The 23,335-nt window shown below is 72.5% G+C and carries 19 protein-coding genes; 11 read left to right on the forward strand and 8 right to left on the reverse strand.

Going from position 1 to position 23,335, the window contains the following annotated elements; genetic code table 11:
• The first annotated feature begins 113 nt into the window (after positions 1-113).
• Complete coding sequence (locus AMIR_RS05665; RefSeq protein WP_012783746.1) at positions 114-5,069, forward strand: NAD-glutamate dehydrogenase; 4,956 nt, start codon at positions 114-116, stop codon at positions 5,067-5,069.
• A 137-nt stretch (positions 5,070-5,206) separates the two neighbouring features.
• Here AMIR_RS05665 and AMIR_RS05670 read toward each other — a convergent pair whose 3' ends face one another.
• Positions 5,207-6,907, reverse strand: coding sequence for a carbohydrate-binding module family 20 domain-containing protein (locus AMIR_RS05670; RefSeq protein WP_012783747.1), 1,701 nt, complete (start codon positions 6,905-6,907; stop codon positions 5,207-5,209).
• A gap of 178 nt (positions 6,908-7,085) precedes the next feature.
• Here AMIR_RS05670 and AMIR_RS05675 point away from each other — a divergent pair, with 178 nt between their 5' ends.
• The 3 genes from AMIR_RS05675 (at position 7,086) to AMIR_RS05685 (ending at position 9,274) form a co-directional block, all read left to right on the forward strand.
• Positions 7,086-8,084, forward strand: a complete 999-nt coding sequence (locus AMIR_RS05675; protein WP_012783748.1) for a LacI family DNA-binding transcriptional regulator — start codon at positions 7,086-7,088, stop codon at positions 8,082-8,084.
• Between the two features lie 130 nt (positions 8,085-8,214).
• Positions 8,215-8,655, forward strand: a complete 441-nt coding sequence (locus AMIR_RS05680) for an acyl-CoA thioesterase (protein ID WP_012783749.1) — start codon at positions 8,215-8,217, stop codon at positions 8,653-8,655.
• Positions 8,648-9,274, forward strand: a complete 627-nt coding sequence (locus tag AMIR_RS05685) for a DUF8185 domain-containing protein (protein WP_012783750.1) — start codon at positions 8,648-8,650, stop codon at positions 9,272-9,274. Before AMIR_RS05680 ends, AMIR_RS05685 begins: the two co-directional genes overlap by 8 nt.
• Before the next feature lie 63 nt (positions 9,275-9,337).
• On the opposite strand, the gene AMIR_RS05690 is transcribed toward AMIR_RS05685, so the two are convergent.
• The 4 genes from AMIR_RS05690 to AMIR_RS05705 form a co-directional block, all read right to left on the reverse strand.
• Positions 9,338-10,933 (reverse strand): glycoside hydrolase family 13 protein, encoded by a 1,596-nt coding sequence (locus AMIR_RS05690; RefSeq protein WP_012783751.1) that lies wholly within the window; start codon positions 10,931-10,933, stop codon positions 9,338-9,340.
• A 77-nt stretch (positions 10,934-11,010) separates the two neighbouring features.
• Entirely contained in the window at positions 11,011-11,394 is a 384-nt protein-coding gene (locus AMIR_RS05695) for a globin (protein WP_012783752.1), read from the reverse strand.
• 49 nt (positions 11,395-11,443) lie between these two features.
• Positions 11,444-12,421 carry a mechanosensitive ion channel family protein gene (locus AMIR_RS05700; RefSeq protein ID WP_012783753.1) on the reverse strand — a complete coding sequence of 326 codons (978 nt, stop codon included), beginning with the start codon at positions 12,419-12,421 and terminating at the stop codon, positions 11,444-11,446.
• A 50-nt stretch (positions 12,422-12,471) separates the two neighbouring features.
• A complete protein-coding gene (locus tag AMIR_RS05705) occupies positions 12,472-14,589 on the reverse strand; it encodes a prolyl oligopeptidase family serine peptidase (protein ID WP_012783754.1) in 2,118 nt (705 codons plus the stop codon).
• A 153-nt stretch (positions 14,590-14,742) separates the two neighbouring features.
• On the opposite strand from AMIR_RS05705, the gene AMIR_RS05710 reads away from it, so the two are divergent.
• Positions 14,743-15,405, forward strand: coding sequence for an HNH endonuclease (locus AMIR_RS05710; RefSeq protein WP_012783755.1), 663 nt, complete (start codon positions 14,743-14,745; stop codon positions 15,403-15,405).
• 19 nt (positions 15,406-15,424) lie between these two features.
• Here AMIR_RS05710 and AMIR_RS38075 read toward each other — a convergent pair whose 3' ends face one another.
• The gene (locus AMIR_RS38075) at positions 15,425-15,925 is read right to left on the reverse strand and encodes a DUF2345 domain-containing protein (RefSeq protein WP_041836602.1); all 501 of its coding nucleotides are present in this window, start codon (positions 15,923-15,925) and stop codon (positions 15,425-15,427) included.
• Positions 15,926-16,334: 409 nt separating this feature from the next.
• Here AMIR_RS38075 and ctaJ point away from each other — a divergent pair, with 409 nt between their 5' ends.
• Positions 16,335-16,571 carry an aa3-type cytochrome oxidase subunit CtaJ gene (gene ctaJ / locus AMIR_RS05720; RefSeq protein ID WP_012783757.1) on the forward strand — a complete coding sequence of 79 codons (237 nt, stop codon included), beginning with the start codon at positions 16,335-16,337 and terminating at the stop codon, positions 16,569-16,571.
• Complete coding sequence (locus tag AMIR_RS05725; protein WP_012783758.1) at positions 16,558-17,040, forward strand: DUF5130 family protein; 483 nt, start codon at positions 16,558-16,560, stop codon at positions 17,038-17,040. Before ctaJ ends, AMIR_RS05725 begins: the two co-directional genes overlap by 14 nt.
• A gap of 72 nt (positions 17,041-17,112) precedes the next feature.
• Here the strand turns inward: AMIR_RS05725 and pepN are convergent, their stop codons facing one another.
• A complete protein-coding gene (gene pepN, locus AMIR_RS05730; protein ID WP_012783759.1) occupies positions 17,113-19,671 on the reverse strand; it encodes an aminopeptidase N in 2,559 nt (852 codons plus the stop codon).
• Between the two features lie 221 nt (positions 19,672-19,892).
• Here pepN and AMIR_RS05735 point away from each other — a divergent pair, with 221 nt between their 5' ends.
• Complete coding sequence (locus tag AMIR_RS05735; protein ID WP_012783760.1) at positions 19,893-20,507, forward strand: mycothiol-dependent nitroreductase Rv2466c family protein; 615 nt, start codon at positions 19,893-19,895, stop codon at positions 20,505-20,507.
• A gap of 68 nt (positions 20,508-20,575) precedes the next feature.
• Here AMIR_RS05735 and AMIR_RS05740 read toward each other — a convergent pair whose 3' ends face one another.
• Positions 20,576-21,352 carry a 2-phosphosulfolactate phosphatase gene (locus AMIR_RS05740; RefSeq protein ID WP_012783761.1) on the reverse strand — a complete coding sequence of 259 codons (777 nt, stop codon included), beginning with the start codon at positions 21,350-21,352 and terminating at the stop codon, positions 20,576-20,578.
• Positions 21,353-21,380: 28 nt separating this feature from the next.
• Here AMIR_RS05740 and AMIR_RS05745 point away from each other — a divergent pair, with 28 nt between their 5' ends.
• The 3 genes from AMIR_RS05745 to AMIR_RS05755 are packed head-to-tail and all read left to right on the forward strand — an operon-like array spanning position 21,381 to position 23,318.
• On the forward strand, positions 21,381-21,848 hold the full coding sequence (locus AMIR_RS05745) for a ribose-5-phosphate isomerase (protein WP_041836603.1): 468 nt from the start codon (positions 21,381-21,383) through the stop codon (positions 21,846-21,848).
• Positions 21,848-22,522 carry a hypothetical protein gene (locus tag AMIR_RS05750; RefSeq protein WP_012783763.1) on the forward strand — a complete coding sequence of 225 codons (675 nt, stop codon included), beginning with the start codon at positions 21,848-21,850 and terminating at the stop codon, positions 22,520-22,522. The genes AMIR_RS05745 and AMIR_RS05750 overlap by 1 nt, the downstream gene beginning before the upstream one ends.
• Positions 22,515-23,318: an Fpg/Nei family DNA glycosylase gene (locus AMIR_RS05755; protein ID WP_012783764.1), complete on the forward strand. Its 804-nt coding sequence runs from the start codon at positions 22,515-22,517 to the stop codon at positions 23,316-23,318. Before AMIR_RS05750 ends, AMIR_RS05755 begins: the two co-directional genes overlap by 8 nt.
• Positions 23,319-23,335 lie beyond the last annotated feature (17 nt).

The following is a 23,335-nucleotide window of genomic DNA, read 5'->3' on the forward strand; positions in this document are numbered from 1 at the left end:
AACGATCCAGCTCGTGAAAAACACGGGTCCCGCCTGCGCAGTTCGCACTGTCTGGTTAAGTGGTGCGCAGACCCGGCACACAGAGGTGCCGGATAGCGTGGAGTCGCCTGAACATGACCTCGACTGGATTCCCGACCCGTTCCGAGCGCGCCGCCCACGCCGCGGGTGGTGCCGCGCGTGCGGCCAGTCCTGAACACACCCGAGACGAATTGATCGGCAGAGCCGCCGAGAACGCGCCCGAGCTCGCCGAGCTGATCCGCCTCTACTACCGGCACGTGCCCGCCGAGGAAGTCAACGACGACGACCCGGCCGACCTGCTGGGCGCGGTGCGCTCCAACCACCGGCTCGCCGAGAGCCGCGTGGCGGGCCGCCCCACGGTGCGGGTGCTCAACCCCACCAGGGAGCGGGACGGCTGGCAGTGCCCCGCGACCGTCGTGCAGATCGTCACCGACGACATGCCCTACCTGGTGGACTCGGTCGCCTCCGAGCTCACCCGCAACGGCGTGCAGGTGCAGCGCGTGATCCACCCGATCGTCGTGGTGCGCCGCGACCAGGCCGACGGCTCCCTCGTGGAGGTGCTGCCCACCGCCGACCCGGCCGACCCGCCGCAGGGGGCCGCCGCCGAGTCGTGGATGCACATCGAGGTCGACCTGCTCACCGACGCCGACCGGGCGCACGAGCTGGAAGCCGGGCTGCGCTCCGTGCTCAACGACGTCCGCGAGGTCGTCGAGGACACCGACCGCATGGTCACCACCGCCCGCGAGCTGGCCAAGTCCCTGCGCGGCGACGGCCTCCCGCTGCCCGAGCACGAGGTGCAGGACGGCGCGCGGCTGCTGGAGTGGCTGGCCGACGAGCACTTCACGTTCCTCGGCTACCGCCGCTACGAGGTCGCCCGCGACGGCGGCGAGCCGGTCCTGCGCCCCTCGGGCGAGGCCGGTCTCGGCGTGCTGCGCCAGGACAGCCCCGCCGCGCACGCCCTCACCGCCGGGCCCGACGCCGGAACGCCCACCCCGGAGCTGCTGGTCCTCACCCAGGCCAGCGCCCAGGCCAGCGTGCACCGCTCGGTCTACCCGTACTACGTGGGCGTCCGGACCTTCGACGCCGAGGGCCGCGTCGACGGCGAGCACCGCTTCCTCGGCGTGCTGTCCACGACCGCGCTGCACGAGGACGTCCTGGACATCCCCGTCATCGAGCGCCGCGTCCGCGACGTCATCCACAGCGCAGGCTTCCCGCTGCACTCCTACTCGGGCCAGCGGATGCTCGAGGTCATCCAGAACTACCCGCGCACCGAGCTGTTCTCGGTGAACGCGGAGACGCTGCACCTCACCGTCACGGGCGTCATCGCGCTCGCCGAGCGCCGCCGCCTGCGGCTGTTCCTGCGCCGCGACCCGTACGGCCGCTTCTACTCCTGCCTGGTCTACCTGCCGCGCGACCGCTACACCACCACCTCGCGGCTGGCCATGCAGGAGGTGCTGATCGACGAGCTGGGCGGCGTCAACCTGGAGTACAGCGCCCGCATCGGCGAGTCCGCGCTGGCCCGCGTGCACTTCACCGTGCACACCGATCCGGCCGCCGACCAGGGCGCCACCCCGGACACCGGGCTCATCCAGCAGCGCCTCGCCGAGGCCGTGCGCTCCTGGGACGACCGCATGGTCGAGGCGGTGCTGGCCGAGACCGCCCGCTCGAACGAGCTGGGCGCCGAGTCGGCGGGCGAGCAGGGCCAGCGGATCGCGGGCGCGTTCCCCGAGGCCTACAAGGAGGACTTCACCGCCACCGAGGGCCTCGCCGACTTCCGCCGCATCGAGGCGCTGGGCCAGGGCGACCTGGACATGGTGTTCTACGTGCCGCGCGACGCCGAGCCGGGCGAGCGGCGGTTCAAGCTGTTCCTCGCGGGCGCGCGCGTCACCCTGTCCGACGTGCTGCCGATGCTCCAGCGCATGGGCGTGGTCGTGGTCGACGAGCGGCCGTACGACCTGGTGCGCGACGACGGCGTCGAGTGCTGGATCTACGACTTCGGCCTGCGCCTGGACCCGGCCACCCTGGAGAAGCTCACCGACGAGGACCTCGACTCGGTGCGCGTCCGCTTCCAGGACGCGTTCGCGGCGGCGTGGCGCGGCGAGTCCGAGGTCGACGGCTTCAACACCCTGGTGCTGCGCGGCGGCCTGACCTGGCAGCAGGCGGCCATGCTGCGCGCGTACGCCAAGTACCTGCGCCAGGCGGGCGTGTCCTACAGCCAGGACTACATCGAGGACGCCGTCCTCGGGCACACCCAGGTCGCCACCGCGCTGGTCGAGCTGTTCGAGACCCGCTTCGACCCGGCGCTGGACGCCCCCGCCAGGACCGAGCGCACCGACCGCCTGTCCGCCCGGATCACCGAGCTGATCGACGACGTCACCAGCCTGGACGCCGACCGCATCCTGCGCAGCCTGCTCACCCTGGTGCTGGCGACCCTGCGGACCAACTACTTCGTCCGCGACGCCGACGGCGCGCCCCGCCCGTACCTGGCGGTCAAGCTCAACCCGAGGGCCATCCCGGAGCTGCCGCAGCCCCGCCCCCGGTTCGAGATCTTCGTGTACTCGCCGCGGATCGAGGGCGTGCACCTGCGGTTCGGGCCGGTCGCGCGCGGCGGGCTGCGCTGGTCCGACCGGCGCGAGGACTTCCGCACCGAGGTGCTGGGCCTGGTCAAGGCGCAGGCGGTGAAGAACGCGGTGATCGTCCCGGTCGGCGCGAAGGGCGGCTTCGTGGTGAAGCGCCCGCCCGCCCCCACCGGTGACGCGGGCCAGGACCGCGAGGCTTTCCTGGCCGAGGGCATCGCCTGCTACCGCCAGTTCATCTCGGGCCTGCTCGACCTGACCGACAACCTCAAGGCGGGCGTCACCGTCCCCGCCCCGCAGGTGGTGCGGCACGACGGCGACGACAGCTACCTCGTCGTGGCCGCCGACAAGGGCACCGCGTCGTTCTCCGACATCGCCAACGAGGTGTCCCGCTCCTACGGCTTCTGGCTCGGCGACGCGTTCGCCTCCGGCGGCTCGGTCGGCTACGACCACAAGGCCATGGGCATCACCGCCAAGGGTGCCTGGGAGAGCGTGAAGCGGCACTTCCGGGAGCTGGGCACCAACACCCAGACCGACGAGTTCACCGTCGTCGGCGTCGGCGACATGTCCGGCGACGTGTTCGGCAACGGGATGCTGCTGTCCGAGCACATCCGGCTGGTCGCCGCGTTCGACCACCGGCACGTCTTCCTGGACCCGAACCCGGTGGCCGCGACCTCGTTCGCCGAGCGCTCCCGGCTGTTCGCGCTGCCGCGCTCCTCGTGGGACGACTACGACCGGTCGCTGATCAGCGAGGGCGGCGGCGTGTTCCCGCGCACCGCCAAGTCGATCCCGGTCAGCGAGCAGGTCAGGGTCGCGCTCGGCCTGCCCGAGGGCACCCTGAAGCTGTCCCCGCAGGAGCTGATGCGGGCCGTCCTGGTCGCCCCGGTCGACCTGCTGTGGAACGGCGGCATCGGCACCTACGTCAAGTCCTCCGCCGAGACGCACGGCGACGTCGGCGACAAGGCCAACGACGCGATCCGGGTCAACGGCCGCGACCTGCGGGTCAAGGTCGTCGGCGAGGGCGGCAACCTGGGCCTGACCCAGCGCGGTCGCATCGAGTTCGCCCGTACCGGCGGCAAGGTCAACACCGACGCGCTGGACAACTCGGCGGGCGTGGACTGCTCCGACCACGAGGTCAACATCAAGATCCTGCTGGACGAGCTGGTCAGGCAGGGCGCGCTGGACGCCGGGCAGCGCAACGAGCTGCTGGGCGAGATGACCGACGAGGTCGGGCAGCTGGTGCTGGCCGACAACTACTCGCAGAACGCGGTGCTGGGCGTCAGCCGGGCGCACGCGGCCCCGATGCTGTCCGTGCACGCCCGCCTGGTCACCGACCTGGAGACGCGCGGCGTGCTCGACCGGGGCCTGGAGGCGCTGCCGAGCCAGGCCGAGTTCAAGGCGCTGGAGAAGGCGGGCGAGGGCCTGACCTCGCCGGAGCTGGCGACGCTGCTCGCGCACGTGAAGCTGGCGCTGAAGGAGGAGGTGCTGGCCAGCGACCTGCCGACGATGGACTCGGCGGCGCGCAAGCTGCCCGACTACTTCCCCAGCCAGCTGCGGGCCCGCTTCGGCGACGCCATCCCGGACCACCCGCTCAGCCGGGAGATCATCACCACCGTCCTGGTCAACGAGGTCGTGGACGGCGGCGGCATCTCCTACGCGTTCCGGCTCGCCGAGGAGATGAGCGCGTCGACCACCGACGCGGTGCGGGCGTACACGGCGGTCACCTCGATCTACGACCTGCCGTCGCTGTGGCGCAGCATCCGCGAGCTGGACAACGCGGTGCCCAGCGAGGTCCTGGACGACATGCTGCTGGAGACCCGGCGCCTGCTGGACCGCGCGTCCCGCTGGCTGCTGACCAACCGGCCGCAGCCGCTGGCGATCAGCGCCGCCATCTCCCGCTTCCGGGGTGTGGTCGAGCGGATCACGCCGAGGATGGTGGACCTGGTCAAGGGCCGCGAGCAGGAGTCGGTGCTGGCCAACGTCGACCGGCTGGTCGGCCACGGCGTGCCGCAGGAGCTGGCGACGCGGATCTCCACGCTGCTGTTCACCTACGGGCTGCTGGACGTCACCGAGATCGCCGAGCTGGCCGAGCACGAGGACCTGGGCGCGTCGGCGGGCGCCGAGCGCAGCCACGAGGAGACCGCCGAGCTGTACTTCGCGATGTCCGACCACCTGGACATCGACCGGATGCTCAGCTCGGTGTCCTCGCTGGAGCGGGAGAACCGCTGGCACGCGCTGGCCAGGCTCGCGCTGCGGGACGACTTCTACTCGTCGCTGCGGGCGATCACGGTGGACGTGCTGCGCACCTCCGACCCGGAGGACAGCGGCGAGCAGAAGATCGCCGCGTGGGAGCAGGCCAACGCGTCCCGGCTCGGTCGGGCGCGGGCGGCGCTGGAGGAGATCAACCGGGCGAACCGGCTCGACCTGGCGACGCTGTCGGTGGCGGCGCGTCAGGTGCGGAGCATGGTGCGCTGACGGGGCTGTGAACGGTTGGGGGGCGGGGAGTCGACGACTCCCCGCCCCCGCACGGCGAAGCCGTGCGAGACCGGTGGACAGCACGAGGGCGGGGAGTCGTGGAACTCCCCGCCCTCGTGCTCATTCCCGGCCCCCGGCTAGTTCCGCCAGGTGTCGTTCAGCGTCGCCGGTGAGGTCGAGGTGCGGTTCGCGCCGCTCTCCCAGGTCACCGACCCGTTCGCCTCCTTGCGGATGTACTTGTAGGCGAACGCCGTCCCGTTCGGCAGCGACACCGAGGTCTTCCACAGCGGGTACGAGGCCGAGGACAGCGCCACCGCCCGCGCCGGGTCCCACCCGCCCAGCGAGGCGTGGTCGCCCACCACGAAGATGTTCTGCCCCATGACCGTCGTCGCGTTCACCGAGAACGCCGCCGCGCCCGCGCCGGGGTTCGACCCGTTGCCCATGGCGCCCACGTGCAGCGCGATCGCCTCGTTGGCGTTCACCGTCGCGGTGAACTGCCCAGCCGAGTTGACCACGTGCGTGGCCGTGCAGCCGTCGCGCTGCACGTCGCAGTAGGTGCCCGCGGGCAGCGAGGTCTGGAACGTCCGCGACACCGCCGAGGACTCCCGGTTGACCACGGCGTAGCCCTTGTCGCCCCGGCCGAACGCGATGGCGTTGCGGCCGTTGTCCCACCAGTTCGTCACGGCCGTGCCGGAGGTGGTGTTGCGGAAGCCGACCATGTTCGCGATCTGCGGCCACCGGTGCTGGCACTCCCAGCCGCTGCTGTAGCACTCGCCGGGCGCGGGCGGGCCCTGGTCCTTGTTCGAGAACTCGTAGCCCGAGTACACCTGCGGCGAGCCGTACGGCCAGGCCAGCATGAACACGTTCGCCAGGGTGTAGTTCGAGCCGTCCTTGTACGACAGCGTCGACCCGTTGCGCTCGGTGTCCCAGTTGTCCACGAACGGGCGCGCCTGCCCGCTCGGCAGGTGCCCCCAGCCCTCGCCGAAGTTCTTCAGGTAGGCCAGGTTCTCGCTGGTGAACACGCGCTTGAGGTCGTAGGCGTAGCGGAACTCGTCGACGTCGCCCGACCCGGTGTACTCGCCCGGCTGCACCGCCTCGCCCGCGCCGTAGATGACCTCGTGCACCCAGAACGCGTCGCGCTTGGTCAGCTTCGCCTTGATCGCGGACAGGTCGGCGGCGGGCATGTGCTTGGCCGCGTCGATCCGGAAGCCGTCGACGCCCATCGACAGCAGGTTGTTCAGGTACTCGGCGATCTCGCTGCGCACGTACTCGCTGCCGGTGTTGAGGTCCGACAGGCCGCTGAGCTCGCAGTTCTGGACGTTGTCCCGGTTGCGGTAGTCGTTGATGTCGGTGCGGCAGGTGTGGAAGTCCTGGTCGCCGTAGTGACCGGGGTAGGCGTACTTCGTGTACCGGGTGCCGCCGGTCCCGGTGCCCGAGCCCGCCGACATGTGGTTGATCACCGCGTCGGCGATGACCTTGACGCCCGCGTTGTGGCAGGCGCTGACCATGTTCCGGAACTGGGCCTCGCTGCCGAGCCGACCGGCGATCCGGTAGCTGACCGGCTGGTACGAGGTCCACCAGGTCCCGCCCTGGATGTGCTCGGTGGCGGGGGAGACCTCGACGTAGCCGTAGCCCTTGGGGCCGAGGGTGGTGGCGCACTCGGTGGCCACGCGATCGAAGGTCCACTGGAACAGGGTCGCGGTCACGGTCTTGGCGCCGGGCGGGGTGGCGGTGGCCGTGGGCGGGGTCGAGGCCAGCTGGGTCGCCCCGGCGGCGACCACGCCGGCTATCAGGGCTCCGGCGGCGAACAGGGCGATCTTCCGTGCAGGGGGTGCCACGGTGACTCCTCTGGTGCAGGGTGTTTTGCAGGGATGTGTCCAGGTCTTACCAGTTGCGTAAATTGCTGAAAACCGCTGCAACCTCTTTCGCGCACTGCGCCGAACGGGTGGCAGCGCGCCGGGACGGACCCAGCGGTGGTTGCCAGAGCCCGACCGCACCGGCCGTAAAGTCAGCCGGGTGACAGCTCGGCTCAGTGACATTGCCGCTCAAGCGGGCGTCAGCGAGGCCACGGTCAGCCGCGTCGTGAACGGCAAGGCGGGCGTGTCGCCCACGACCAGGCAAGCCGTCGTGGCCGCCATGGACGTGCTCGGCTACGAGCGCCCGCCGAGGCTGCGCCAGCGCACCCAGGGGCTGGTCGGCCTGATCATCCCGGAGCTGACCAACCCGATCTTCCCGGTGTTCGCCCAGGTCATCGAGCAGGTTCTGACCAGGGAGGGCTACACGCCGGTGCTGTGCACGCAGACGCCGGGCGGTTCGTCGGAGGACCAGCTGACCGAACTGCTGGTCGACCGGGGGGTGACCGGGATCGTGTTCGTCTCCGGTCTCCACGCCGACACAACAGCCGACCCCGACCGCTACGTCAAGCTCACCGGTCGCGGTGTGCCGTTCGTCATGGTCAACGGTTTCACCGAGCACGTGTCCGCGCCGTTCGTCTCGGTGGACTACCGGGCCGCCGCCAGGCTGGCCGTCTCGCACCTGCTGGAGCTCGGCCACGAGAAGGTCGGGCTGGCCGTGGGGCCGCCCCGGTACGTGCCGACGCAGCGGCTCGCCGAGGGCTTCGCGGCGGCCTTCGCGGGCGGCGCGGCGACCGGTCCGGTGGAGCACTCGCTGTTCACCGTCGAGGGCGGGCAGGCCGCCGCCGACGCCCTGCTCGACCGGGGCTGCACGGCGGTCGTGTGCGGCAGCGACCTGATGGCGTTCGGCGCGATCCGGGCCGCGCGGGGCCGTGGCCTGCGGGTTCCCGGAGACGTGTCGGTGGTCGGCTTCGACGACTCGCCGCTGATCGGGTTCGCCGACCCACCCCTGACCACGTTGCGCCAGCCGGTGGAGGCCATGGGCCAGGCCGCCGTGCACGCGCTGCTGGAGGAGGTCGCGGGCACGCCCGCGCCGCACGCCGAGTTCGTGTTCCAGCCCGAGCTGGTGGTGCGCGGCTCGACCGCCGCCCGCCGGAGGTGAGCGGGGGTCGGGGGGTGACCTGCGCGTCACCCGCGAGACAAGTGAAAACCGTTCATGACGGCCCGCTTAACCTGGACCCCGCACGTCGATAGGGTTTCGGCAAGGCGACTAAGCGGGAGGCGCGTTCAACTTGGGTGTGTTCGTCACCGGCGTCCGTCCGAGGTGGTCCGACATGGACGCGTACGGGCACGTCAACCACGCCAACACGGTCACTCTGCTGGAGGAGGCCCGCGTCGACCTGCTGTTCACCGAGGCCGTCCGGCTGGGGGTCCCCGACCTCCGCGAGGGCGTCGTGGTGGCCAAGCTCGTCGTCGAGTACCTGCAACCGCTGCTGTTCAGCGGCGGCGAGGTGGTCGTGGAGATGTCGGTCCGCGAGCTCAAGTCCGCGTCCTTCACCCTCGACTACGCGGTCAGGGGCAGCCGCAGGCCGGACAGCCCGGTCGTCGCCAGGGCCGAGACCCTGATGGTGCCCTACAACGTCGCGGCGGGCCGCCCCCGCCGACTGTCCGAAGCCGAGCGCGACTTCCTCGCCGGGTGGCGCGCCGGAACGCCCGGAGGTGCCGGTGCCTGAACTCGTCTTCACCGACCCCAGCGAGCGCGACGACCTCGGGGCGTTCGTCGCCCGCGCGGTCCGCCTCGACCAGCAGGTGGTCGTGCGATTGCGCAACCGGCCGACGGGCGGGCACGTCGACGCCTGGGTGGCCACCCCGTTCGACACCCTCGCCACCCGCACCGTCGCGGGCCGCGTCGACCCCGGCGACGTCACCGTCTCCGGCAGCGACCTGCTCACCGGGCTCGCCGTGCTGCGCGGCGACACGGTCGACGCCGGTCCCGCCAAGGACCTGATGTGGCGCTCGGCCCTGCCGCCCCTGTCGGGCTGGCAGCGCGTCGACCTGCTGCCCGGCGCCGTGGTGACCGAGCTGGCCGACCAGGGCGTCGCGCTGGCCAGGGAGAACACCGGCCCGCACGGCACCCCGCCCGCGTCGCTGCTGGACCAGACCGTGCTGACCGTCTCCGGCTCCGGCCTGGACGTGAAGGTGCCGCTGCGCTGCCTGTTCGCGCTGTCCGGCATGGGCTTCCTGGGCGGCGACGACGTCCGGGTCACCGCCACCGACTCGTGGCTGCGCATCGACGCCCGCTTCGGCGCGGTGGTCAGGCGCAGGCACTCCATGCTGCCGCTGCTGGTGTAGCTGGCCCAATGCGAAGGCCGGGCGGTCGACTTCCGACCACCCGGCCCTCGAAGGCACGAGACCTCAGACCAGCCACACCGCGGTGTCCGGCGGCAGCTGGTCGCCGTCCATCGGCCCGCTGGAGAGCAGGACCTCGCCAGGGGGCAGCGGCACCGGCGCGCCCGAGGTGTTCAGGGCGCAGATCAGCCCCCCGCCCTTGCGGCGGAACGCGAAGCAGCCGGGGGGCGCCCCGTACCACTCCAGCTCGGTCCCGGACATGCCCTCGGTGGACTTCCGCAGCTCCAGCGCCTGCCGGTACAGCGACAGCATCGAGTCCGGGTCCTCCAGCTGCCGCTCGGCGGTCAGCCCGGCCCACTCGTCCGGCTGCGGCAGCCACGACCCCTGCCCGGAGGAGAACCCGAACGGCGGGGCCGAGCCCTCCCACGGCAGCGGCACGCGGCAGCCGTCGCGGCCCCGGTCGGTGTGCCCGGAGCGGACCCACGTCGGGTCCTGGAGCGCCCAGTCCGGCAGCTCCACGTTCGGCAGGCCCAGCTCCTCGCCGTTGTACAGGTAGACCACGCCCGGCAGCGCCAGCTGCACCAGCGCCATCGCCCGCGCCCGCTGCGCGCCCAGCGCGCCGCCCCCGTACCGGGTCACGTGCCGCACCACGTCGTGGTTGGACAGCGTCCAGGTCGGCGGGGTGCCGGTCGGCGCCACGGCGGCCAGCGAGTGCTCGATCGCCGCGCGCACCTGCTCGGCCTCGAACCCGGCCTGCACCAGGCGGAAGTTGAAGCCCAGGTGCAGCTCGTCCGGCCGCACGTAGCGGGCGAACCGGTCGTCGCCCTGCACCCAGATCTCACCCACGGCCATCCGGCCGGGGTAGGAGTCGATCACCTTCCGGATCATCCGGTGGTGCTCGTGCACGCCGTCGTCGTCGAACCTCGGGTCGAGCGCGTTGTCGTGCAGCACGCCGGACGCCTGCTCGGCGCGCACGTCCATGTCCGGCAGGCCGTGCGGCTTGGCCATGCCGTGCGCGACGTCGATCCGGAACCCGTCGACGCCCCGGTCCAGCCAGAACCGCAGGGTCCGCGCCAGGTCGGCGGACACCTCCGGGTTGTCCCAGTTCAGGTCCGGCTGCTCGGGCGCGAACAGGTGCAGGTACCACTGCCCGTCCGCGACCCGCGTCCACGCCGGGCCGCCGAAGATGCTGGTCCAGTTGTTCGGCGGCTGCGACCCGTCGAAGCCGCGCCCGTCCCGGAAGATGTAGCGGTTCCGCTCGGGACCGCCCGGCGCGGCCAGCAGCGCGGCCTGGAACCACTCGTGCCGGTCGCTGCTGTGGTTCGGCACCAGGTCGACGGTGATCTTCATGTTGTGCTCGTGGGCCTCGGCGACCAGCCGGTCGAACGCGGCCAGGTCGCCGAACAGCGGGTCGACGTCGCGCGGGTCCGCGACGTCGTAGCCGTGGTCGGCCATCGGGGAGGTGTAGAACGGCGTGAGCCACAGGGCGTCGACGCCCAGCAGTTCGAGGTAGCCGAGCCGGGAGCGGATGCCGTCCAGATCACCGACCCCGTCGCCGTTCGAGTCGGCGAACGAGCGGACGTAGACCTGGTAGAAGACGGCGTCGTGCCACCAGGCTGACTCGTCGGCCTGCTCGGGGCTGAGGTCGGAGGAACGTCGCACGAGGGTTCATCCTGCCATTCGGTGTGGTCTGCCAAGACCCGGTCGGGGGAGTGCCTGCGGCGCGGTCGGGCCACCGCTCAGCCCCAGGTGTTGACCAGGCTGTTCGCGGCCATCTCCAGGTACCCCCACAGCTGCTCCCGCTGCTGCGGCGTGAGGTCGGCCTCGTCCACGCCCGCCTTCGCGCAGCGCAGCCAGGCGTCCCGCTCCCTCGGCCCGATCTCGAACGGCATGTGCCGCATCCGCAGCCGGGGGTGGCCCCTGCGCTCGGAGTAGGTGTGCGGGCCGCCCCAGTACTGCATCAGGAAGAGCCGGAACCGCTCCTCGGCGGGCCCCAGGTCCTCCTCCGGGTACATCGGCCGCAGCACCTCGTCCTTGGCGACCTCCTCGTAGAAGCGGGCGACGATGCGGCGGAACGTCTCGTACCCGCCCACCGCTTCGTAGAAGTTCTCCGGCGTGGTCACGCGTCCATCCTGACTGACCGCCGCCCGCGACCGCACACAGGGGCGGCCATCAGGACTTCTTGACCACGGGGGTCGGCGTGCCGTAGTTGCCGGGCGGGGCGGGCGTCACCGAGGGGGCCGTCGCGGCGGCCGGGCTCAGCGAGATGCCCTGGTCCTCCAGCGCGTGCATCAGCTTCGCCCGCAGCGCCCGCTGCACCGCCCACTGGCGGCCGGGGCGCACCTTCGTCGTCACCCGGATGGTCAGGCCCTCGGGGGTGACCTTCTCCACGCCGAGCACGTCCGGCTTCGCGATCACGTCGTTCGACAGCGGCTCGGACTCGGTCGCCTCGGCCGCGGCCTTGGCCAGGATCTCGGTGACGTCGGCCAGGTTCGCGCCGTACGCCAGCGGCAGGTCCACCACCGCCACGGCGAAGCCCTGCGAGGAGTTGCCCACCCGCAGGATCTCGCCGTTGCGCACGTACCAGACGGTGCCGTTGGTGTCCCGGATCGTGGTGATCCGCAGGCCCACGCTCTCCACCGTGCCGGTGGCCGGGCCGAGGTCGACCACGTCGCCCACGCCGTACTGGTCCTCCAGCATCATGAACATGCCGGACAGGAAGTCCTTCACCAGGTTCTGGGCGCCGAAGCCGATCGCGACGCCCAGGATGCCCGCGGAGGTCAGGATCGGCGCGACGTTCATGCCCAGCTCGGTGAGCACCTGGATGAACGCCACGCCGAACACGACCATCGTGACGACGGACTTGAGGACCGAGCCGATGGTGCGGGCGCGCTGCTCGCGGCGCTCGGACACCAGGGCGCTCAGCGCCTGCGGGGCCCGCTCGCGCAGCGGGCGCAGCAGCCGGGGCCTGCGGCCCTTCTCGGCGCCGCCCACGGTGAGCCGGTCGATCAGCCGCCGCAGCAGGAACCGGACGATCACGGCGATCAGCACCGTGAGCGTGATCCGGATCGCGCCCTCGGCGAGCTTCGGGCCGTTCTCCACCCACCAGTCCACGGCCAACGTCGACTTCACGTCGTCCACGACCTCCACCTGCGAATCCTCCCTAGTGCCTCACGACTCGGCGCTCACGGCCGCGCGGCTCACAGCTCCAGGCCCGTCGCCCACGCCAGGAACGACACCTGGTCCGCGGCCAGCGCGACCGACCTGCTCACCGACCGGCCCGCGTGGCCGACCTCGGTCTCCCTGCGGATCAGCACCGGGTGCTTGACCGGATCGCTCGCGGTGGCCGCCTGGAGGGCGGCGCACATCTTGCGGGCGTGGTTGGGGTCGACCCGGCTGTCCGACTCGAACACCGTGAACAGCACCGAAGGGTACTCAACGCCGGGTGCGACCCGGTGGTACGGAGAGTAGGACAGCAGCCACCCCAGCTCCTCGGGGACGGCGGCGCTGCCGTACTCCTCGGCCCACAGCCTGCCCAGCAGGAACCGCTCGTACCGGACCATGTCGAGCAGCGGGGCCGAGCAGACCACCGCCGCGTACAGCTCCGGCCGCTGGGTCAGCGCGGCGCCGACCAGCAGTCCGCCGTTGGACCCACCCATGATCGCCAGCTGCTGCGGGGTCGTCCACCCCTGTCCCACCAGGTGCTCGGCGGCGGCGTGGAAGTCGTCGAACACGTTCTGCTTGCGCTCGCGCCTGCCCGCGCGGTGCCACTCCTCGCCCTCCTCGTCGCCGCCGCGCAGCGACACGTGCGCCCACACCCCGCCCGCCTCGGCCCAGGCCAGCGCGGTCGAGGCGTAGCCGGGGCCCCGGCCGACGGCGAAGCCGCCGTAGCCGGTGACCAGCGCGGGCCTGGGCAGGTCGGGCTCGGCCGAGCCCGCGACCAGGAACATCCGCACGGTCGTGCCGTCCGGGGAGGTGAACTCGACCTGCCGGGTGGTCACGTCCGGCAGCCGCACCGAGCCGGGGTTGGGGGTGTCCAGCTCGGTCCCGCCGGTGGAGATCGAGAACCGGTGCACGGACACGGGCGTGGCGAAGTCGGTCCAGCCGAACCACAGCCGGTCGTCGTCCGGGTCGGTGAGCGCGTCGGTGGTGGACCAGCCGTGCACCGAGCCCGTGCCCGGCGTCGGGATCTCGCGCACGTGCGCCCCGGTCGCGTCGTGCAGGTGCAGCTCGGACACCGCGTGCCGGGTGCGCAGCAGCACCAGCGAGCCCGCCAGCAGGCCCGCGCCCTCCAGCACCGAGTCCTGCTGCTCGGGCGCCAGCTCGGTCCAGTCCTCGGGCGCGCCGGGGTCGGCCGGGTCGGTGACGCACAGCCGGAACCTCGGGGCGCCCAGGCTCGTGGTCAGGTACAGCCTGCCGTCGCGGGCCACCGACGCGCTGGTCTGCGCGCCCGCGTCGGCGGTGATCACCGGGCGCAGGCCGCCGCCCGCCGGGCCCACGCCCGCGGCCAGGTCCGCGATCCACACCGAGTTGCGCTGCACCGTGCCCGCCGCGCCGCTGACCACCAGCCAGCGGCCGTCCGCCGACACCGACAGGCCGTAGTAGTAGGTGTGGTCCAGCTCGTCGCCGTGCACGTTCGCGTCGGTCGACGGGTCGGCGCCCACCCGGTGCCGCCACACCCTGCGGTGGAACAGCCGCTCGTCCTCCGGCACCAGCCCAGGGTCGAGCTGCCGCACGTAGAAGAACTCCTCGCCGCCGGGCAGCCAGCCGACGGGGGAGTAGCGGCAGCGGTCGATCGGGCCCTCGACCAGCTCGCCGGAGTCCACGTCCAGCACGTGCAGCAGCGAGTGCTCGTCGCCGCCCACCGACACCTGGTAGGCCAGCCGGGTCCCCTCGCGCGAGGGCGACCAGCTGTCCAGGGTCGTCGCGCCGGTCGGGTCGAGCGCGACCGGGTCGAGCAGCACCCGCTCCGAGCCGTCTGGCTCGCGCACGCGCAGCACGGCGTGGTCCTGGTCGGGGTCGCGGCGGGTGAAGAACGCGCGGCCCGCCCGCCACGTCGGCGCGCCGACCGACCCGGTGCGGCTCAGCTCGGTCAGCCGCGCGGCCAGCGCCTCGCGGCCGGGCAGCGCGCCCAGCCAGGACGCCGTCAGCCCGTCCTGCGCGGCGGACCAGCGCTCGGTCTCGGGGTCGGCCGGGTCCTCCAGCCAGCGGTACGGGTCGGCGACCCGGTGCCCGTGCAGGTCCTCGACGAGGTCCAGCCGGGTGGCCGGTGGGTACGCGGTCGTCGCGGGCAGCGTCGCGGCACTGTGCTCGGTCACCCCGCCGAGCGTAGCCCCGCCGTTGAAAACGATCGCCGTTAGGCGGCGGCGCGTCGGGTATTCGGCCTTGGGCGGACGACAGGTCGCATATCACAGGTGATTTTTGGGGGTGAAGTGTGGTCTGCTAGGCGCAGAACCGGTGGAGGTGGTCGCGTGCCAGACCGACAACCCACCCCGATCGGCGCCCTGGTGAACGCCGGGATCGCGCCGCCGGCCCCGTCCGGCCAAAAACAGCCACGTGTGCACGCTGTGGTCGACGGGGAGGGGACGGGCTCGGCGGTCAAGCCGATCGTGTTCCCCTGGGGTAGACGCAAGGTGCTGCTGCTCAACACGACCTTCGAGCCCCTGACCGCGCTGCCGCTGCGCCGCGCCGTCGTGCTCGTGGTCTGCGGCAAGGCCGAGGTGGTGCACGGGGACCCGGACGGGACCGTGCTGCACTCCTCGACGGCCGAGGTGCTCGTGCCCTCGGTGATCAGGCTGAGCAACCACGTCCGGGTGCCCTACCGCGGGCGCGTGCCGCTGACCAGGGCGGGGCTGATGCACCGCGACCGGTACCGGTGCGCCTACTGCGGCGGGCGGGCCGAGACGATCGACCACGTCGTGCCGAGGAGCCGGGGCGGCCCCCACACGTGGACCAACTGCGTGGCGTGCTGCGCCAAGTGCAACCACCGCAAGGCCGACAAGCTGCTGTCGGAGCTGGGGTGGCGGTTGCGCGTGGTGCCCGCCGCGCCCAGGGGGCCGCACTGGCGGCTGCTGGCCGGGGTCACCGACGCCGACCCCCAGTGGCTCCCCTACCTGGGGGAGCCCGCGGCCTAGGGCCTGCCGGGGACCCCCGTCACGCGGCGAGCGCGGTGATGCGCACGCTGTCGTCCTGCCGCGCCGTGATGCGCACGCTGTCGTCCTCGCGCGCGGTGATCCGGACGCTGTCGTCGTGCGCGGTGATGCGCACGCTCTCGTCCTGCCCCGCGGTGATGCGCACGGAGCCGTCGACGGCGGTGATGCGGACCGAGTCGTCGGCCGCCGTGATGCGCACGCTGTCGTCGTGCCGCGCCGTGATGCGCACGGAGCCGTCCGCCGCCGTGATGCGGACCGAGTCGTCCCGCCGCGCGGTGATCCGCACGCTGTCGTCACGCCCCGTGATCCGCACGCTGCCGCTCGCCGCGATGCGCGCGCTCTCGTCCGCACTGGTGCGGAGAGCGCCCCGAGCGCCCCCGAGGCCCCGGTTGGCGACCGCGGCGCGCGCGCTGTCCAGGCAGGTGATCCGGACGGAGTCGGCGGCCGTGATGCGGACGGAGTCGTCGGTGGTGCCACGAGCGGGTTCGGCGGACCCCGCCACCCGCCGAGTGGCGGTAACAGATTGCGTCCAGTGGGTGTCCGGCAAAAGGGTGACGACAACAGCCTGGGGGGACTCCGAGGTGTACATGCCGTGCCTTCCGTGGCTCAATGTGTGGGATTTGCCAACCTGGCGCAGAACCACAAGGTCCGTACAGGTGAAAAGTTAGAAGGCTTGACCGGGAAGGACAAGACGCCAAACCGGCACCCGTCCGCACCCGTCCGGCGGCAGGCCGTCCGGACGTGCGGACTGCTGCGCCCGGCCGGGAGCGCTGGGCCGAACGGTTGACGGGGCTCGCCGGGGGCGGTGCGCGCGTTCACACTCGCGCTGCCCCTGGTGGCGCCCGCTGACCAGCGAAGGGGCGCTCGCCCCCGATCGGACGGCGCGCGGCTGATCGGTTACGGTAGCGGCCGTGACCATCGTGGAGACCGTTCTCGTCTTCGCGCTGATCCCGCTGGCCATCTTCGGCGTGATCGCGCTACTGACGCTGAGGCGGAAGACGACCCGCGTCCAGCGCTACCGGCCGGGCCAGGAGTGGACCCACCCGCCGGTCTGGTGGAGCGCGAACGCGGGGCAGCGGGCGACCAGCGCCGGGACCGTTCCGGCGGCAGGCGGCACGGCAAGGGGAGGCGCTCGTGGGAGCTGGTGAGGTGGCCCGCCCCGTCGTCGACCCGGCGGACCTGAAGCCCGGTGAGGCGATCACCGGCAGCGGCCGGATCTCCGCCGCGCGGATGCACGAGTCCGAAGGCCCGAGCCTGCCGTTCACGCCGGTGCAGCTCGCCGCCCTGGACGACGCCCTGACCCTGGCCAGCCGCACCACCGGCCTGGACTTCAGCGTCTACCTGGGCGAGCTGGGCGGCAAGGAGAGCCGGGCGAAGGCCGAGCAGCTGCACGCCGCGACCCCGAGGCCCGCGCACGCCGTGCTGGTCGCGGTGTCGCCCGGCGAGCGCGTGGTCGAGGTCGTCACCGGCGAGGAGGCGCACCGCAGGCTCGCCGACCGGGGCGCGAAGCTCGCGGTCATGAGCATGATCGCCTCCTTCAAGGAGGGCGACCTGTCCGGCGGCATCGTCGGCGGGCTCAGGATGCTGACCGACCAGGCGGGCAGGCCGCGTCCGTAAAGGATTCCGAAGACCCGAGAGGCCCCGGTGGACGAGTCCACCGGGGCCTCTCGCTCGTCAGCGTCAGGGGTGTTACGACCTGTCGAACTCCTGCGCCGCCAGGGCGCGCACGATCCCGGCGCGACCCTCCGACACCAGGCGCCGCAGCGCGGGCGGGCGCTCCTGGGCCAGCCACTCGTCCGAGGCCGCCACCGTCTCCGGCGTGATCGACCACGACGGGTACAGCCCCACGACCACGGACTGCGCCCGCTCGCTGGACCGCCGCTCCCACACGTCCGCCACGTCCTGGAAGTACCGGGCCGCGTACGGCGCCAGCAGCTCCTTCTGCGCCGGGTGCTGGATGCCGAACACGATCGCCTCGCTCACCGCGTTCGGCAGCGCGTCGTCGTGCACCGCCCGGTCCCAGGCCTCGTCCTTCGCCTCCACCGTCGGCCGCATCGCGCGCGCCGACTGCGCCCGCCGGTGCCCGGTCGAGGTGGGGTCGCGCTCCTCCTCGGCCGCGATCTCCTCGGCCCCGGCCGCGCCGTGCGCCACCAGCGCCTGGAGCAGCCGCCACCGCAGGTCGGTGTCCACGTCGAGCCCGGCCAGCGGCGCGGAGCCGTCCAGCCAGCCCTTCAGCACCGACACGGCCTCCTCGCCCAGCACCGACCCGGTGAGCGCGTTGACGAACGCCAGCTGGTGGTCCGAGCCCGGCTCCGCGCTCCGCGCCAGGTCCAGGGTGGTGGCGGTGAACCGCGACCAGCCCTCCGCGCGCCACGACGCGTCCGCGTAGGACGACAGCGCGGTCTGCGCCTGGAGCAGCAGCCGCTGCACCACGCCCACCTCGGACTCCGAGCCCAGCCCGCCCAGCACCAGGTTCACGAAGTCGCGGGCCTTCAGCTCGGCCTCGCGGGTCATCTCCCACGCGGCCGACCAGCACAGGGTGCGCGGCAGCGGCTCGGCGATGTCGGAGATCCGGTCGACCAGCGTCGCCAGCGAGTCCGGGTCCAGCCGCATCGTGCAGTAGGTGAGGTCGTCGTCGTTGACCAGCACCAGCTTGCCCCGGTGCACGCCGACCAGCTCGGGCACGTCCGTGCTCTCGCCGGACACGTCCAGCTCGACCCGGTGCTTGCGCACCAGCTTGCCGTCCTCCTCGTCGTACACGCCGACGGCCAGCCGGTGCGTGCGCAGCTCGCCCGCGCCCGGCCGCGCCCCGCCCTGCACGACGGAGAACTCGGTGAACCGGCCCTCGGCGTCCACGGAGTACTTGGGGCGCAGCAGGTTCAGGCCGGTGGTCTCCAGCCACTGCGCGCTCCACCACGACAGGTCGCGGCCGGAGGCCTCCTCCAGCGCGCCCAGCAGGTCGGCCAGCGTGGCGTTGCCCCACGAGTGCTTGGCGAAGTAGACCCGCAGGCCCGCCAGGAAGTTCTCCAGGCCCACGTACGCCACCAGCTGCTTGAGCACCGAGGCGCCCTTGGCGTACGTGATGCCGTCGAAGTTGACCTCGACCGCCTGCACGTCCGGGATGTCCGCGGCCACCGGGTGCGTGGACGGGAGCTGGTCCTGCCGGTACGCCCAGGACTTCTCGATCTTCGCGAACGTGGTCCAGGCGTGCTTGTACTCGGTCGCGCCCGCCTGCGCGAGCACCGACGCCCAGGTGGCGAACGACTCGTTCAGCCACAGGTCGTCCCACCAGCGCATGGTGACCAGGTCGCCGAACCACATGTGCGCCATCTCGTGCAGCACGGTCTCGGCGCGGCGCTCGTACAGGTAGCGCGTCACCCGGCTGCGGAAGACGTAGTCCTCCAGGAAGGTGACGCAGCCCGCGTTCTCCATCGCGCCCGCGTTGAACTCCGGCACGAAGCACTGGTCGTACTTCCCGAACGGGTACTTCACGCCGAACGCCTCGTGGAAGAACCCGAAGCCCTGCTTGGTCTCGGTGAACAGCCGCTCGTGGTCCATGTGCGCGGCCAGCGAGGCGCGGCAGTAGATGCCGAGGGGGATCGTGGTCTCGCCGTCGGTGAACTCGTCGCGCCACTCGGCGTACGGTCCGGCGACCATCGCCACCAGGTAGGTGGACATGGGCTTCGTGGTGCCGAAGACGTGCTTGGCGGTGCCGCCCTCGCCCTCCGAGGTGGACTCGATCGCCGCGTTGGACACCACCTTCCAGTGCGCGGGTGCCTGCACGGTGATGTCGTAGACGGCCTTGAGGTCCGGCTGGTCGAAGCAGGTGAACATGCGCTTCGCGTCGGCCGTCTCGAACTGCGAGTACAGGTAGACCTCGCCGTCGACCGGGTCGACGAACCGGTGCAGGCCCTCACCGGTGTTCATGTACCGGCAGTCGGCCTCGACCAGGAGCTCGTTGGTCTCGGCGAGGTCGGGCAGCGCGATGCCGTCCTCCTCGCGGTAGCCGGAGACGTCGAGCTCGACGCCGTTGAGCACCGCGCGGCGCACCGAGGCGGCCACGAGGTCGATGCGGGTGGAGGCACCCGCCTCGCGGCTGCGGAAGGTCACCGCCGTGGTCGAGCGGAACGTCTCCGAACCCGGCTTGCCGCCTCCGTCGGTCAGGTCCAGCTCGATCCGGTAGGAGTCGACTTCCAGCAGTCCGGCGCGCTGCTGCGCCTCGTCGCGGGTGAGGTTGGGTGCCGCCACTGGTCACCTCGTCTGTCGTCGCGCGGAGCGCCGACCTCGTCGGTACGGGGAAATGGAAATGGTGTCGTGTTGGTGAACACGGCCTCCGCATCCAATCACGCGCGGGCGGATCAGGTGGACTCCATCGCCGGGAAGAGGACGGGCGGCCGGGTGGTTGTCTGTTGACGGGGGACCGCAGTCGGGCACCCCGTCACGACCGCACCGGCAGTGAGGACAGCAGCATGTCGTCAGCAGGCAGCACCAAGGTCGACTTCTACTTCGACCCGCTCTGCCCGTTCGCGTGGATCACCTCCCGGTGGATCCTGGAGGTCGAGAAGCACCGGGACCTCGACCTGGAGTTCCACGTCATGAGCTTGTCCGTCCTCAACGAGGGCCGCGACCTCGAGCCGCAGTACCGCGAGATGATGGACAAGGGCTGGGGGCCCGTCCGGGTGGCGATCGCGGCCGAGAAGGCGCACGGCAACGCGGTGCTGCGCGACCTGTACACCGCGCTGGGCACCCGCATCCACAACGAGGGCAACAAGGACTGGGACGAGGTCATCAAGCTCGCCCTGGAGGAGGTCGGGCTGCCCGCCGAGCTGGCCGCCGCCGCCACCTCCACCGAGCACGACGAGGAGCTCAAGGCCAGCCACCACCGGGGCATGGACCCGGTGGGCATGGACGTCGGCACGCCCACCATCCACATCGACGGGGTGGCGTTCTTCGGGCCCGTGCTCACGAAGATCCCGCGCGGCGAGGACGCGGTGAAGGTCTTCGACGGCGCCAGGCTGCTCGCGGGCTTCCCGGAGTTCTTCGAGCTCAAGCGCACCCGCACCGGGTCGCTCGACTTCTCCTGAGACCGGCTCCCCGCAGCGGCGCGAACCCGTGCCGCTGCGGGGCTGGCTTCACCTTTAAGGGTGAAAAGTTAAGCGCTTTCCGGCCGTTGATCGGGCACCCGTCCGGGTGAGTGCGCCCGCAGCACGCCGTCGACGAGCCGGGGCGCGGACGTGCTCGCGCCGACCAGCGCCGCCAGCTCGACGTCGGCCGTGCGCCCCGCCGCGATCAGCTCCCGCCCCGAGCCGCACCCGCGCAGCGCCACCGCCACGTCGGCGCCCGCCCACGCCGTCGCGGCCAGCCGCGCCTCGACCGACAGCAGCCCGTCCTGCGGCAGGTCGTCCTCGCCCGCCAGCGCCCCCACCAGCCCGGCCACGACCGCGCCCGCGCCCAGCAGGTCCTCGGCGCACGGCCGCAGCGGTCCCGCCGAGGCGGGAGTCCCCGAGGTCAGGTCCACGCCCCACCGCTCCCCGGCCGGGACCACCCCGATCGGCCCGCCGCCCGCCAGCTCCACCGCGGCGGCGGCCACCGCGCCCGCGTTGCGCAGGCACCCGGCCAGCACCACCGCCCCCGTCGCCCCGGCGAGCGCGCACAGCGTCGCCCCGTTGGGCGAGGCCAGCACGACCTCCTCGCCCGGCGGGACCTCCAGCAGCGACGAGGGCCGCAGCGCCCACCGCGACCCGACGACCGAGCCCCGCTCGTCCCACACCACCGGCCGCACGCTCGCGCCCCGGCTTACGGCGATGTCCACCGCCGTCGTGAACGACAGAACGTCGACCACCACGAGGACCGCGCACTCACCGCCCAGCGCGGACACCCCCTCGCCGCCCCACTCCAGCCTGACCCGGCAACCCTGTTGTCCGAACACGGCGCGCAGGATGGCAGACTTCACCGACGTGCGCGTTTACCTTGGATCGGACCACGCGGGCTTCGAGCTGAAGACCCACCTCGTGCAGTACCTGACCGAGACGGGCCACGAGGTCGTCGACGTCGGCCCGGCGGTGTACGACGCCGAGGACGACTACCCCCCGTTCTGCATCGAGGCGGCCCGCCGCGTCGTCGCCGACGAGGGCAGCCTGGGCATCGTGATCGGCGGCTCCGGCAACGGGGAGCAGATCGCGGCGAACAAGGTCCCCGGCGCCCGCTGCGCCCTGGCCTACAACGTCGAGACCGCCCAGCTCGCCCGCCAGCACAACAACGCCCAGCTGATCGGCGTCGGCGGCCGGATGCACACCACCGAGGAGGCGACGGCGATCGTCGAGGCGTTCCTCGCGACCCCGTTCTCCGAGCAGGAGCGGCACGCCCGGCGCATCGACATCCTCGCCGAGTACGAGCGCACCGGTCAGGCCCCGGCCCTGCCCTGATGCCCACCGCGCGCGAGCTGCTGTTCCGCGACGCGGACGGCGAACCGCTCACCTTCCCCGACGAGGTGCTCTACTCGGGCGACCCGCGCTACCTGGCGCGGGTCGCGGACCTCAGGGCGCTGCTCACCGACGAGTCCGCCGAGGGCTACCACCGGTTCCTCGCGGTCCTCGCGCTCACCGCGTGGGGTCACGGCCCGGTGTACCCGGTCGTGGCGGCGATCGCGCGCGCGGGCCGGGGCTCCCCCTGGTACGGCGAGTTCCGCGCGGGCACCGACGGCGACTACTCGTTCCCGGAGCTGGCGGGCGCGGTCGCCGAGGGCAGGGGGCGCACCGACGACGAGCCGGGCAGGTTGACCGCGCTGCGCGAGCTGCTGGCCCGCGCCGACGAGGTCCGCTTCCACTGGCAGCTGGCCCACGCGGCCGACGAGCCCGAGCTGGCCGACGCGCTGGCGGACGCCGTGCGGCGCTGCCTGGACCGCGCCGACGAGCCGGACTTCGACCGGCTGCTGCAGGCGGCCGACCTGTGCGCCGTGCTGGGCCGCCACGACCGCCCGCGCGCCGAGGCGCTGGCCCGCGAGCTCCTGGCCCGCGACCCGCGCACGACGATCCGCACCCACCTGTGCTCGGTGGTCCCCTTCACGCCCGAGGCGCGTCCGGGGTCGGCCGATGCCTGAGGGCCACGTCCTGCACCGCATCGCGCGGCTGCACCAGCGCGTCTACGCGGGCCAGGCGCTCACCGTGACCAGCCCGCAGGGCCGCTTCGCCGCCGAGGCCGTGGACGGCCGGGTGCTGGTCAAGGCCGAGGCGCACGGCAAGCACCTGCTCCACGTGTACGGCCCGGACGCGATCGTGCACGTCCACCTGGGCCTGTACGGCAAGTTCGCCGAGCACGAGCCGCCGGTGACCGAGCCGGTGGGCCAGGTGCGGATGCGGATCGTGGGCGAGCGGAATTGGACGGACCTGCGCGGCCCGGCCGCGTGCGAGGTGCTGACGCTGGACGGGGTCGCGGCGCTGCGCGCCCGCCTCGGCCCCGACCCGCTGCGCCGCGACGCCAAGCCCGCCGAGGCGCTGGCCCGCGTCCGGCGCTCCAAGCAGCCGCTGGCGACCCTGCTGATGGACCAGAAGGTCGTGGCGGGGATCGGCAACATCTACCGCGCGGAACTGCTGTTCCGGCACGGCCTCGACCCGATGAAGCAGGGCAGTGCCGTGGACGAGGAGCTGTGGGCGGCGATGTGGCCGGACCTGGTGGCCCTGATGCGCGACGGCGTGAAGGCGGGCCGCATCGACACCGTCCGCCCCGCGCACCTGCCCGAGGTGACCGGCCGCGCCCCGCGCGAGGACCGGCACGGCGGCGAGGTCTACGTCTACCGGCGCGCCGGGCAGCCCTGCCTGGTGTGCGGGACCCCGGTGGCCCACGCCGTCCTGGCCGCCCGCAACCTCTACTGGTGCCCGACCTGCCAGCGGGGCTGAAACGCCGAGGGCGGCTC

Origin of the sequence: Actinosynnema mirum DSM 43827 (assembly GCF_000023245.1) — a bacterium.
GTDB classification, from domain to species: Bacteria; Actinomycetota; Actinomycetes; order Mycobacteriales; family Pseudonocardiaceae; genus Actinosynnema; species Actinosynnema mirum.

Bases quoted from the DNA above. Each gene is read 5' to 3' on its own strand.
- AMIR_RS05665 (WP_012783746.1), top strand. From the start codon at position 114: ATGACCTCGACTGGATTCCCGACCCGTTCCGAGCGCGCCGCCCACGCC.
- AMIR_RS05735 (WP_012783760.1), top strand. From the start codon at position 19,893: ATGTCGTCAGCAGGCAGCACCAAGGTCGACTTCTACTTCGACCCGCTC.
- AMIR_RS05750 (WP_012783763.1), top strand. From the start codon at position 21,848: ATGCCCACCGCGCGCGAGCTGCTGTTCCGCGACGCGGACGGCGAACCG.
- AMIR_RS05755 (WP_012783764.1), top strand. From the start codon at position 22,515: ATGCCTGAGGGCCACGTCCTGCACCGCATCGCGCGGCTGCACCAGCGC.